The organism is Clostridium algoriphilum (assembly GCF_020443705.1).
Taxonomy (GTDB): domain Bacteria; phylum Bacillota; class Clostridia; order Clostridiales; family Clostridiaceae; genus Clostridium_AD; species Clostridium_AD algoriphilum.
The window spans coordinates 39,305-52,253 of the sequence record NZ_JAIZZK010000025.1 but is presented as its reverse complement, the minus strand read 5'-3'; the positions used below and the strand labels follow the sequence as shown (position 1 = coordinate 52,253).

The following is a 12,949-nucleotide window of genomic DNA, read 5'->3' as shown; positions in this document are numbered from 1 at the left end:
TCACAAAAATAACTAGTTAAATTTGTATTAAAATACAAATTTAATAAATCACCATCATTTTTATTCGTATATTAAGGTCCATTAATATATAATAAAGCTATAAATAATAATAAGGAGGGTATTTTATGAAGGTGAAATGTATTGATAATGAATTATGTTCAGATTTAACATTTGGTGGAGTATATAGCGTTGTAGAAGAAGGGGATAAGTATTACGTTGTTTTAGTCGAGGAACAAAAGGAAATTGTTACTAGGAAAACCCGATTTGTAGTAATACAAGATGGAGAACTAACTAAAAAAGCTAAAGCTACAATTAATGAGCTTAGTTATCAACTTAAGAATGAATTTAAGGATATTAGAGATTTCAAAATAAGAAAAAATAGTAAGGGTGAAATAAAAGAGATTATAATAAAATTTAAATATGAATAGATATAGCTGATTTAATAATGTGAGAAAAGGGCGTACGATATATCAGCGAATTATTGTAATTAAAGGTCAGTGACTTTATGCAGCTACTGACCTTTAATTACAATAATTTTTTTTATCATTAAATTTTTTTATATAATTTTATTTGGGTTCAAATAAAAATTGACCTCTTCCAAGACTATCAACCTTTACCTTTACATTAACTATAATATCTGCATTACAAACAATGTTATTCCAATCAGTTTTAGGATTTCGTCCAAAAGTAGCTGCAGCATCACGACCAAGTTCTAGGCAGTCTGTTTTATAAGTGTTTTGCATTTTATATATAAATTCATTGCACATTTTTTGGGTTTCTTCTCCTAATTCATGACTGTATTTTTCTATCGTTTTTGGATCATTCATAAAATCATTATACAGAGTATTATTTGCTACTTTACCTTTAAACTCTATATCAATATTAAATTTATATTTATTATTGATTTTTTCACAGTGTACCTTCCTTTTAACTTCTCCATAAGTTGATATCCAGTGAGATGGATCCTTTTGAAGTGTTAGAATTCCTTTAACTTTATTATTCCTTAAAAAATTCATGTACCTGGCTTCTTTCATTGGTATTTTTGCAGCCATTATATCTTTATTAAAAACAGCCATGCTGCTTATTGTGATTTTTTTATTTAATATTTCCAAGTAAGGAATAACTAGATCTCGTCCTTCTGAATTTACCCTTACATACATATCTATGACTTTATAGTCTTTAGACATGAAATTCTGGTTTTTAGAGCTTTCTATCATATCGTTAATATGATCTGCTGCAGTGGGAGCATCATTAACCTTAAATTTCAACATATCAACGGCCTTGTCCTTACAGACAACGAGCCATGCAGCATCATTCATTTCTTGATTCGTCATCAATATATCAATAAGGTGGTTGATACCAGAAGTAGCAAAATATTCACTGAAAATAAACACTTTCTGCAATCCAAGAAAGTATAATTTGCCGCTGATAGTTTGCCTGTTTGATCTGGTATCAGGAATAGTTTTACCAATGCCTTCTAATATTTCACTTGAAATTTCATCTTTTTTATTGAAATTATATATACTTGAAACAATGCTATATTGATTCAAAGGACGATTTGTAATGAGGTCCAAAGATATTCCTGAGGAAATACCGATGTCTTCTATAGGAACACTGCCTTCGCTTGAATTAAATATAATATATATAATTATACATGAAATAGATATTATAAGTAAACTATATCTCTTCATTTATAAGCTTCGCTCCTTTTTATTAATAAGGCATATCATGCAAAGAGACTAGTATACTGACTAGTTAATCTTTTCAATATGCCTAAGTCTTTTTTTATCTATCAAAAGCGTCAATAATGCAATTAAGGTTACATAAGCAATATTAAATAAGGTTATCCAAGGCATAGCCTTGCCTAGAATTTCTCTCCTGATTACTTCATTTCCAATTAACATTGGGCAAATAAAAATAATTGGAAATAATAAAAAGCAAATTGTTTTTCTTTTTATTTTAGTAATATTATTTAATATTTTACTTGAGGCATAAAATTCAATAGATATGGTTTTATAAGCCAGAATAGTCAATACAATAATGTCTACATATCTAAAATTATTTATCACAGGTATTTTAAATGATTCAGCTACGAAGGAGAAAGGCCATATTTGTTTTGGTATTAAATCCGGTCCAGAAAAATAAATAGATGTAAAAACTACCCAGGTATGAAAGAAAATTATCACAAGTGTACTTATTAAAGCAACTTTTAATATATCTTTTTTTTGCTTTACATATGGATATATTATTAATAGTAATTCCATATTTGCATAAGCAAAGGCAGATTTTAAGCTTCCTTCTAAAATTTTTGGGACTCCTGCTCCTAAAAAAGGTTTCACATTTAAAATACTGGAGGACTTAAAGGTTACTGTTGATGCCACAATTATAAGACATAATAAAAAAAATGTAATACTAGTAAATCTACCTAATACCTTTAAGCCTTTAATTGAAGCATAACAAGCAATAGTTGCGAAAAGCATAACCATCTTAAAATGAGGAATAAAATATACACTATAGGCTCTTAATTGATTGCTTGAACCAGAAATGACTAATACTGCATAGAATAAAAACTGGAGCATAAACAACATATTTAAAGTATTGCCTATTATTTTTCCAAAGTATGCTCTGCTTAAATTCATTATATTACTATCAGGATATTTTTTTATTATTACTCCTCCGATTAGAACAATATATAATGGATATATTCCACCTATAATGGTAGAAATCCACCCATCCTGTTTTGCAATACTTACCACATCCACAGGGAGAGCAGTGAAACCCATACCTATGATACAGCCAACCAAGATAAAAAAAAGTTCAGTAGACGTTATTAGCTTATTTTTTTTATTCATCTTTCTTTCTCCTAAATTTATCCCTAAAATTATTTTGTTTTTTATTATTCTGGTCTGAAACTATTGACGGACGAGTATTCATTTTCCATAATGGTGCTCTAGTAAATGTATCCTTTAAATCATCCTTTTTAAAGTCCATATATGGAACCCCAAAATTCTCCAGGGAGGATAAATGAATGATAAGAAAAGTAAAGCCTGTAGCAATCCCCATTATACCCAAGGTATTTGCTAAAAATAACATTGGAAATCTTAACAGCCTTATAGAAAGAGACATATCGACAGCGGGCACCACAAAGGAAGCAACAACAGTGATACCAATTACAAGCAGAGTAGTAGGACTTACCATTTTTGATTCTACTATAGCATTTCCTATAATAATGCCTCCAACTATACTTACAGTTTGTGCTATTTTTGAGGGAAGTCTTAATCCTCCTTCTCTTAAAATTTCCATTAGTAGTTCTAGTATAAGTATTTCCATAAAAGGGGTAAGAGATATTCCTATTCGTGATTGTACTATAGGAATAACAAATTGAACAGGTATGAGTTCAGCATTATATTTAATTAATGTTAAATAAACTGATGGAAGTGTAATTACTAATAAAACTGTTAAAATTCTAAGAAGCCTTATAAAATTTGCAGATAATGTTTTTTCATTATAATCTTCAACAGTATGAAAAAATTCAATAAATAGAGAGGGGACTGAAACTACAAATGGGGTACCATTTAAAATTAAAACTATTCTTCCTTCCATAATATTTGCGGTTGCTCTATCTGGCCTCTCTGTGGCCAAGGACATAGGAAAAATACTGTAGGGATTTTCATCTATAAATTCAAGTAATATCCCTATGCCAGTAATAGAATCTACGTCTATTGCATTTATTCTTTCCCTTAGCTCATCAAGAACCTCAGTATCAACTAAATCTTTAATATAAACTAAGGCTAAATCTGTTTGTGTCCGTCTTCCAACAACAAGTTTTTCAATGGAAAGGTTGGAATCTTTTATTTTCCTCCGAAGCAGACTTATATTAACTTCTAAGTTTTCCACAAAACCATCTCTGGAGCCTCTCAGTGAGATTTCATTGGTTGGGTCGGATATTTTTCTAATTTCACCACCATTAGTATCGATAATTACATAATCTTCTATATTTTCAATTATAAATAAAGTATTGCCATTTTTAATCTCTTTAGAAACTTCCTCAGTATTACCTTTAATAACTGAACTTTCGGCAGTTATGTAATTACTACACAGAAAACCGGGGGTGTTGCTATTTAGTGCTATGAAACTTGGTATTTGAATCATTAAAGGATTAAGAATATCCCTATTAATAATATTTTTATCTACTAGCCCATCAATATATATAATAGCACCTTGTATTGATGGATCTTTACCAATTGATATATTCTTAACTTTAATAGGAGCCGATGGTCCTAAGACATCCCTAATATTATTTATTTTAGATTCGATACTTTCAATTTTCATATCTATCACCTTTATGGTATATTTTTCGATGTTAATAGTGTGCCCTTTTAAAAAAAATGTATGTAGATATTTATTATATCTACATACATTTTTTTCTTATATTTCTCTTATAGTAGAAATTCATTTTGGGATTTATAAAATCCTAGCCACTCTTTTATTTAACTTCTGTCCATATCTTATCTAGTTCTGTTACTGAGTTTCCTATATCTTTTAAATACTCACCTTTTTTTACGGCGTCTTCTGGTGGATAAACTGCCTTATCATCAAGTATTTTCTTGTTTATATATTTATAAGCTGCGGTATTGGGATTCCCATAAGGAAACTTCTTAGAAATTTCAGCACTTATTTCTGGTTGCATTATAAAGTTCATAAAAAGTTCTGCAGCCTTAGTATTTTTTGCGGCTTTTGGAATTACAAAGTTGTCTTGCTGAAGAAATAGACCTTCTTCTGGTATTACATATTTTATATTTGAATTTTCACGGCTAGCTAGGCTTCCTTCCGCTCCCCAGGCAAATATCGCTTTTGATTCTCCATTTATAAGACTTGTCTTAGGACTATCACTATCATAAGATTTAATGTTAGGTTGGAGTTTTATTAGTGCTTCTTTTGCTTTTTGAAGAGCTTCAGGTCTAGTTTCATTTAGGGGATAGCCTAACATTTTAAGTGTCATTCCAATTATAACTCTTTCGTCATCAAGGACGGTTAAAGAGTTTTTAAGCTCAGGTTTCCAAAGATCTTTATATCCCTTTATTGTGCCTTCGGGAATTTTTGTACTATCATAGGATATTACACCTGCAAGCCACATATAAGGTGTACTATATTTATTGCCTTTATCAAAAGGTAGGTTTAGGTACTGAGGGCCTATGTTGCCTAAGTTTGACAGATCATTTTTATCTAGTTGCTGAATTAGACCCTGTTTACTTAGTACTTCAACCATAAAATCGCTGGCAACAGTTAGATCATAATTTCCACCACCAGCCATGAGTTTTGCTAGCATCTCTTCGTTTGAGGAAAAAGTACTATAATTTACCTTAATATTATAGGTTTGTTCAAATTTATCTATAACAGATTGAGGTAAATACTCTGACCAGTTAAAAACATTTAAAACTTCCTTAGGTTGTGCATTTTTATTAGCATAGGAAAATATTCCTCCACCTATACCTCCGAATACAAGTAAAATTGAGGTTAGTATAATTACAATCTTTTTTATATTAATATTTACATTTCTAATTAAAAGTGCAAAACAAATTACTATAACGGTTAATAATATTAGAAGGGTTGAAAGAGCGTTAATTTCAGGTGTAACACCGAATTTTACCATGGAGAAAACTTTAAGTGGCAAGGTTACACTTCCGGGTCCAGCTACAAAAAAACTGATTATTACATCATCAAGTGATAATGTAAAAGCAAGTAGAGCACCTGCAATAACCCCTGGCATAATAATAGGTAGTGTCACGTAGAAAAAGGTCTTTAAGGGGGTTGCACCAAGATCCATAGCTACTTCTTCAACTGATTTATCAAATCCGTCAAGTCTAGTTTTAACTACGGCAACAACATAAGCTATACTGAAAGTTACATGTGCAATAATTAAAGATACCTTTCCTAAAGGGATTTTCACAATGGAAAAGAAGGCAAGTAGTGATATACCCATAACTATTTCAGGAATAACTAGTGGCACATAAAGTATAGTGTCAACAATTCTTTTTCCACGGAATTTATATCTATACATTCCAATGGCGGCCAATGTTCCTATAATTACTGATAGGATTGTACTTATTATAGCTATAATAAAGGAGTTTTTAACAGCATCTAGAATTCCTGCATTATGGAGAAGGCTTTGATACCACTTAAAGGTGAAGCCTGTCCAAACTACATTTAATTTTGACTGGTTAAAGGAAAATACTATAAGTACCATAATGGGTATATATAAAAACATAAATACTAAAAGTAAATATGTGATTTTCGCAAATCCTGTTTTTTTTCTGCCCATACTTATAATACCTCCTTAGTGCTTTTATTTCCGGGTATCCTTGAATTAAAAATGATCACCGAGAGCATAACAATTATTAAAACAACTGATATCGCTGAACCAAAGGGCCAATCTCTTGCAGTGAGGAACTGATTTTTTATAAGATTACTCATAAGGATTACTTTGCTTCCCCCCATAAGGTCAGTTACAAAGAAAAGTCCTAGGGTAGGAATAAAAACTAAAATAGAACCTGATACAATTCCACCCTTTGTTAGTGGGAGGATAATCTTTAAAAACTTATTTACAGGTCCTGCTCCTAAATCAGATGCAGCATCGAGTACTCTCTTATCAAGTTTTTCAATAGAGGTATAAAGAGGAAGTACCATAAAAGGAAACATCATATATAACATACCAATCATAACTGCAGTATTGTTATACATTAAATTAAGAGGTACATTTATTATATTAAAGTATAATAGTAGCGTATTTATTATTCCTTCTGTTTTAAGTAATATTATCATTGCATAGGTTCTAACCAAAGAGTTAGTCCAAAATGGAAGTATTATTAGTAAAAGTAATAACGGTTTATATTTTTTAGCTACATTTGCTATTATAAACGCAAAGGGATATCCTAGTAGCAAACATAATAGCGTAGTATAAATGGCAATTAGAATTGATTTAATAAAAATATTAATGTATAAAGGATTTATTAGTTTAGTGTAGTTAGACAAAGTAAACTTATATACTATATTGCCAACTTCTCCTCTAGTACAAAAACTTACTACAACTATAAATAAAAGGGGTATAACAAAAAATACAATCATCCATAGCAATGCAGGCATAATCGTTGTCAGATACTTTAGAATCGAGGATAGATATTTAGTCAGTAAATTTCTTGATTTATTAGTTTTCATTTCTCAGCTTCCTTTATGATTTAATAACTATAGTATGACTTGGATTCCAGGTTATAAAATAATTCCTTGGTTCATTCGAAAATATAAAATTTTGACCTATGGGTTCATTAACTATAATTTCTTTATGGTTGTTAAGAATCATAATGATTTTAATATTTGAACCTACATAAATACTTTCTTTAAATTTACATGCTAGCCAAACATCTCCTTCTTGCACATGATCTTTTATTGTAATCCTCTCAGGTCTAACAGAAACTATAAATTTATCGCCTAACTCATAATTTAGGTTGGGTATTCTAATTATATCTTCGTCATCCCAAAGTTTAAGCAATACTTCATTTTCTTTTAACTTAAAGACTTCGCCCTCAAGTAGGTTTGTCTCTCCTAGAAAATCAGCTACAAATTTAGTTTTGGGGTGCTCATAAAGTTCTTCAGGAGTTCCAGTTTGCTCTATAACACCATTGTTCATAACTACAATCCTATCTGACATGGTTAAAGCTTCTTCTTGATCATGAGTTACGAAGACGAAGGTAATACCAAGAACTTTTTGGAGATGTTTAAGCTCTAGTTGCATTTGCTTGCGAAGTTTTAAATCAAGCGCACCTAGTGGCTCATCTAAAAGAAGAACCTTTGGGCTATTCACTATAGCTCGTGCTATAGCAACACGTTGCATCTGCCCACCACTTAGCATAGAGGGCATTCTATTTTCATAACCTTCAAGTTGAACCATTTTTAACATCTCATTTATCTTATCTTTGATTTCTTTTTTTGTCATATGTTTCATCTTAAGACCAAAAGCTATATTATCATAGATATTCATATGAGGAAATAAGGCATAGTTTTGAAATACAGTGTTAACGCACCTAAGGTATGGCGGCATTTGTGTCATATCTTCTCCATCAATTACAATTCCGCCACTTGTAGGTAATTCAAAACCTGCAATCATTCTTAGCGTAGTAGTTTTTCCACAACCACTTGGGCCAAGCAGCGTTAAAAACTCACCCTTCCTAATATCAAGGTCTAAATTTTTAATTATAGGCTCATCTCCATCAAAACTTTTCCAAACATTTAACAACTGAACAAAAACACTTTTTGTCACGCAGTAACAGCTCCTTTATATATAATATCTATAAATTATAATCTATTTAAACTTATAATTATGCACTTTTACAATAATTATAACTGCAAGAATGATAGCATAATATTTTTTAAATATCAATAACTTTAATATATATTCTCTCAAAGCTTTTTTATGTAGAAGGTGTACAGGGTTGAGTGATATAATTGGTTTATAAGTAATTATATGTTGAATTAATTAATTACTGTAAAAATATTTAACTACAATAATAAACAAGACAATAATTGATTGACATTCATATAAAAAGATGGTAATATTTTATTAAGTTAATGATGCACAGTGATAAAGCGATGAAGTAAAGTAAAGTTGAGGGAGTGAAATTTTGAGTAATTGGAAGAGACATATACCAGAAGGTTCAAGAGACATACTATTTGAGGATTGTAATAATAAAATTAAGATTATAGATCAACTTAGGAAATTAAATATAGATGCTGGTTATTTAGAGGTTTTATCCCCTACATTAGAATTTTATGATGTTTTTCAGGGAGACGATGTATCTATAGAACAGGAAAAAATGTATAAGCTATTTGATAATGCGGGAAGAATATTGGTGTTAAGGCCAGACATGACAATGCCGATAGCAAGAATTACTGCAACAAAGCTTAGGGATTCAGCATACCCTATGCGTATATGCTATAGTGGAAATATATTTAGAATAAATGAAAACTGGAATGGAAAGGTCAGTGAAATGACACAATCCGGAGTTGAGATAATAGGAAGTGAAAGTCCAAAAGCAGATGCAGAAGTAATTATAACTGCCATTCAGGCTCTTCTTGCTATAGGGGTACAAAAATTTGAACTTGAAATTGGTCAAGCCGAATTTTTCAAAGGCCTTATAGAGGATATAGAACTTACAGAAGGTGAAATAGAAAGATTAAGAGGGCTTGTTGAAAACAAGAACTTTAGTGCACTTCGAGAGTTTATAGAAGAAAAAGAGATTAGCCTTGGGTTGAAAAATGTAGAGGCATTAAAAAAGTTGCCAGAGCTATTTGGAGGCATTGAGATACTTGCAAAGGCAAGAACTTTAACTCAAAATAAAAGGGCACTTGGTGCAATAGATACTATAGAGAAAATTTATGAGAGAATAGAAAGTGTAGGATTAGGTGAGTATATTTCTATTGATTTAGGAATGGTACAACATATTGATTATTACACAGGTATAACATTTAGAGGATATAGTAGTGAAATTGGGACTACAATAATTAGTGGGGGCAGATACGATAATTTAATTGCAAAGTTTGGTGCATCTATGCCAGCAGTTGGATTTGCTATTGATGTAGATAACATCCTGTCAGTTCTTGAAAAACAAGGGAATGATAGTGAAAAGAATAATAAAAAATTTCTCATCCATTTTGAAAATGCTTCAATAGGAAGTGCATATAAATTCGCAGAAAGAATTAGAAACAAGGGTTTTATTTCTGAGTTAAGTTTATTTGAAGAAAAAGAAAAGAGTTTAGAATACGCTGAGCAAAAGAAGATAGACAAAATGATTTGCATATTTGAGGATGAAAAAGTTGAAATAATAGATATTAAAACTAAAAAGAGTTTTAAGACGAGTGAAGAAGAACTTATTAATAGTATGGGGGAATAACTATGAAAGCAATACGAATAGCATTAACAAAAGGAAGACTAGAGAAATATGCTGTTTCAATGTTTGAAGGAATTGGAATAGATTGTACGGAGCTTAAGAATAAAGGTAGAAAATTAATTCTTAGAGATGAGAAAAACAATATAGAATTTGTCTTAGTCAAATCTACCGATGTTCTAACTTACGTAGAGCATGGAGCAGCAGATATTGGGATTGTGGGTAAGGACACTTTGATGGAGCAGAACAAAGAATTTTATGAGGTAGTGGATTTAAAGGTTGGAAAATGTATGTTCGCTGTGGCAGCATTACCAAGTTTTAAAAGTTATGATGGATACAATCGCAAAAAGATAGCTACTAAGTACCCAACAGTTGCAAAAGAATATTTTAAAAAAAATGATGAAGATGTTGAAATAATTAAACTTGATGGGTCAGTAGAGCTTGCACCTATATTAGAGTTATCTGATGCAATTGTTGATTTAGTAGAAACAGGAGACACTTTGAAGGAAAATGGATTAATTATTATTGAAAAGATTTGTGATATAAGTGCTAGAATGATTGTAAATAGAGCAAGCATGAAAATGAAAAAAGAAAAGATAAGTGAATTAATAGTAAAGGTACAACAATACGTAGACAAAAGCGAGGCGACGATATAGTGCTAAAAATTACAGAGGCAAATAGCAACGAGGGAATAGAACATGTAGAAGCCTTAAAGAAAAGAGCGGAAGATGTCCAAAAGGATGTAAATATTATAGTAAATAAAATACTAGAAGATGTAAGAACTAGAGGCGATGATGCTATAATAGAGTACACTCAGAAATTTGATAGTAAATTTGTTACTGCTGAAAATCTTATTGTATCAGATGAGGAAATTAAAGCTGCATATAAAATGGTAGACCAGGATTTTTTAGATGCAATAACCCTAGCAAAAGTTAATGTTAAGGAATTCCATGAAAAACAAAAGAGAAACGCTTGGATGATGACAAAAGAGAAGGGCGTTGTTTTAGGTCAAACTATAAGAGGGCTTGAAAGTGTAGGAATATATGTACCAGGTGGCACAGCGTCCTATCCGTCGTCTGTTATTATGAATGCGATTCCAGCAAAGGTGGCAGGCGTTGAGAATTTAGTAATGGTAACACCACCACTTAAAGACGGAAGCATTAATCCTCATATTCTTGTTGCAGCTGATATAGCAGGTGTTGACAAAATCTATAAGATTGGCGGTGCCCAGGCAATTGCTGGACTCGCATTTGGAACAAAAATAATATCTAAAGTAGATAAAATAGTTGGACCTGGGAATATTTATGTAGCTATGGCAAAGAAAAGTGTATTTGGCTATGTTGCCATAGACATGATTGCAGGGCCAAGTGAAATAATGATACTTGCAGATGAGTTTGCAAATGAGAAATTTATTGCTGCAGATTTAATGTCTCAAGCAGAGCATGACGTTCTTGCATCAGCAATGCTTATAACAACTTCAAGGGAACTAGCAGAAAAGGTAGTAAAACAGTTAGAAATTCAAATAAAAGATATGAGTAGATGCAAAATCATAAAGGAATCTTTAGAGAAATATGGAGTTGTATTAATAGTCAAAAATATAAAAGAAGCAATAGAACTTGCGAATAAAATAGCACCCGAACATCTTGAAGTTATGATAAAGAACCCATTTGATTATTTAGGAGATATAAAGAACGCAGGTTCAATATTTCTCGGGCAATATGCGCCAGAACCACTAGGGGATTACATAGCTGGTCCAAATCATGTTCTTCCAACTAGTGGAACGGCAAAATTCTTTTCACCACTATCTGTAGATGATTTTATTAAAAAATCAAGTTATATTTACTATACTAAGGAAGCACTTAGTGAAGTTAAGGACAATGTGATAACGCTTAGTGAGGTTGAAGGGCTTACCGCTCACGGAAATTCTATTAAAGTGAGGTTTAAATAATGATACAAGATTTTTTTAGAAAAGATTTAAGTGATTTTGAATCATACAATGCAGGTAAAATTGATTATAAAGTTAGGTTAAATGCCAATGAAAGTTTTAATAACTTAGGAGCTGCAACGCGAAGGAAACTTGGCATGGTAATAGAAGATTCAATATATAATAGATATCCTGATGCAGGAGCTCTCCAGGTATGCAATCTTTATGCAAAGTATGCAAAAGTCGAAAGTATAAATGTAATGGCTGGAAATGGTTCCGATGAGTGTATACAAATTATTGCACATACATTTCTAAATACTGGTGCTAAAGTAGCAATCCAAAGTCCTGATTTCTCAATGTATGGGCTATACACAAAAGTTGCAGGAGGAATACCAATTGAATTTCCATTAAGTGAAGACTTAAAATTGGATGTAGAAGGTTTCATTACAATGGCTAATCGTGAAGAGGTTAAAATAGTATTTTTATCTAACCCTAATAATCCTACAGGGGGTACAATTACAAGAGAGAATATTATTAAAATAATAGAAGGATGCAGATGCATTGTAGTAATTGATGAGGCTTATTTTGAATTTTATGGAGAAACAATAGTCGACAAAATTAATACATACGAGAATTTAATTGTGCTTAGAACTTGTTCAAAAATTGGACTTGCAGCAATAAGACTTGGATTTTTGATTACAAATAATGTTTTAATGGAAGAACTTAAGAAGGTAAAACCTCCTTATAATGTAAATGCAATAACGCAAAGTATCGGATCTGTGGTTTTAGAAGAACCAAAAATAATATATAAAAATGTGGAGCGCATACTTATAGAGCGAAAGTATTTATGGGAAAAACTAAGTTGTATAGATGGCATAAAGCTTTATAAAGCAGAAGCAAATTTTATATTAGTTGAGGTGCTTAATGCAAAATTAGTGAAAGAACAACTTTTAGAACAAAGCATAAATGTACGGAGTTTTACTTCTGGTGTTTTAGAAAACTGTTTAAGAATAACCATAGGAAGTAGAGAAGAAAATGATTGCTTATTAAACAATATTACTTTGGGTAATGATAACAATATGTAGGT

The 12,949-nt window shown here is 31.2% G+C and carries 11 protein-coding genes; 5 read left to right on the top strand and 6 right to left on the bottom strand.

What is annotated here, in order from left to right:
- Positions 1–125 precede the first annotated feature (125 nt).
- The gene (locus LGK95_RS16265; RefSeq protein ID WP_226125824.1) at positions 126–428 is read left to right on the top strand and encodes a hypothetical protein; all 303 of its coding nucleotides are present in this window, start codon (positions 126–128) and stop codon (positions 426–428) included.
- A 138-nt stretch (positions 429–566) separates the two neighbouring features.
- Here the strand turns inward: LGK95_RS16265 and LGK95_RS16260 are convergent, their stop codons facing one another.
- From LGK95_RS16260 to LGK95_RS16235, 6 genes are all read right to left on the bottom strand, one after another.
- Positions 567–1,691 (bottom strand): Ger(x)C family spore germination protein, encoded by a 1,125-nt coding sequence (locus tag LGK95_RS16260; RefSeq protein ID WP_226125823.1) that lies wholly within the window; start codon positions 1,689–1,691, stop codon positions 567–569.
- Positions 1,692–1,751: 60 nt separating this feature from the next.
- Positions 1,752–2,852, bottom strand: coding sequence for a GerAB/ArcD/ProY family transporter (locus tag LGK95_RS16255; protein ID WP_226125822.1), 1,101 nt, complete (start codon positions 2,850–2,852; stop codon positions 1,752–1,754).
- Positions 2,845–4,332, bottom strand: coding sequence for a spore germination protein (locus LGK95_RS16250; protein ID WP_226125821.1), 1,488 nt, complete (start codon positions 4,330–4,332; stop codon positions 2,845–2,847). The genes LGK95_RS16255 and LGK95_RS16250 overlap by 8 nt, the downstream gene beginning before the upstream one ends.
- A 154-nt stretch (positions 4,333–4,486) precedes the next feature.
- Positions 4,487–6,322: an extracellular solute-binding protein gene (locus LGK95_RS16245; protein ID WP_226125820.1), complete on the bottom strand. Its 1,836-nt coding sequence runs from the start codon at positions 6,320–6,322 to the stop codon at positions 4,487–4,489.
- A gap of 2 nt (positions 6,323–6,324) precedes the next feature.
- Positions 6,325–7,143 carry an ABC transporter permease gene (locus LGK95_RS16240; protein WP_226125838.1) on the bottom strand — a complete coding sequence of 273 codons (819 nt, stop codon included), beginning with the start codon at positions 7,141–7,143 and terminating at the stop codon, positions 6,325–6,327.
- 85 nt (positions 7,144–7,228) lie between these two features.
- The gene (locus LGK95_RS16235) at positions 7,229–8,314 is read right to left on the bottom strand and encodes an ABC transporter ATP-binding protein (RefSeq protein WP_226125819.1); all 1,086 of its coding nucleotides are present in this window, start codon (positions 8,312–8,314) and stop codon (positions 7,229–7,231) included.
- Positions 8,315–8,675: 361 nt separating this feature from the next.
- Between LGK95_RS16235 and LGK95_RS16230 the strand changes: the two genes are divergently transcribed.
- The 4 genes from LGK95_RS16230 to hisC are packed head-to-tail and all read left to right on the top strand — an operon-like array spanning position 8,676 to position 12,947.
- A complete protein-coding gene (locus LGK95_RS16230) occupies positions 8,676–9,944 on the top strand; it encodes an ATP phosphoribosyltransferase regulatory subunit (protein ID WP_226125818.1) in 1,269 nt (422 codons plus the stop codon).
- A 2-nt stretch (positions 9,945–9,946) separates the two neighbouring features.
- Positions 9,947–10,594 (top strand): ATP phosphoribosyltransferase, encoded by a 648-nt coding sequence (gene hisG, locus LGK95_RS16225; protein WP_226125817.1) that lies wholly within the window; start codon positions 9,947–9,949, stop codon positions 10,592–10,594.
- Complete coding sequence (gene hisD, locus LGK95_RS16220; RefSeq protein WP_226125816.1) at positions 10,594–11,886, top strand: histidinol dehydrogenase; 1,293 nt, start codon at positions 10,594–10,596, stop codon at positions 11,884–11,886. The genes hisG and hisD overlap by 1 nt, the downstream gene beginning before the upstream one ends.
- Positions 11,886–12,947, top strand: coding sequence for a histidinol-phosphate transaminase (hisC, locus tag LGK95_RS16215; RefSeq protein ID WP_226125815.1), 1,062 nt, complete (start codon positions 11,886–11,888; stop codon positions 12,945–12,947). Before hisD ends, hisC begins: the two co-directional genes overlap by 1 nt.
- The last annotated feature ends 2 nt before the right edge of the window (positions 12,948–12,949 follow it).

Bases quoted from the DNA above. Each gene is read 5' to 3' on its own strand.
- LGK95_RS16265 (WP_226125824.1), top strand. From the start codon at position 126: ATGAAGGTGAAATGTATTGATAATGAATTATGTTCAGATTTAACATTT.
- LGK95_RS16260 (WP_226125823.1), bottom strand. From the start codon at position 1,691: ATGAAGAGATATAGTTTACTTATAATATCTATTTCATGTATAATTATA.
- LGK95_RS16255 (WP_226125822.1), bottom strand. From the start codon at position 2,852: ATGAATAAAAAAAATAAGCTAATAACGTCTACTGAACTTTTTTTTATC.
- LGK95_RS16250 (WP_226125821.1), bottom strand. From the start codon at position 4,332: ATGAAAATTGAAAGTATCGAATCTAAAATAAATAATATTAGGGATGTC.
- LGK95_RS16245 (WP_226125820.1), bottom strand. From the start codon at position 6,322: ATGGGCAGAAAAAAAACAGGATTTGCGAAAATCACATATTTACTTTTA.
- LGK95_RS16240 (WP_226125838.1), bottom strand. From the start codon at position 7,143: ATGCCTGCATTGCTATGGATGATTGTATTTTTTGTTATACCCCTTTTA.
- hisG (WP_226125817.1), top strand. From the start codon at position 9,947: ATGAAAGCAATACGAATAGCATTAACAAAAGGAAGACTAGAGAAATAT.
- hisC (WP_226125815.1), top strand. From the start codon at position 11,886: ATGATACAAGATTTTTTTAGAAAAGATTTAAGTGATTTTGAATCATAC.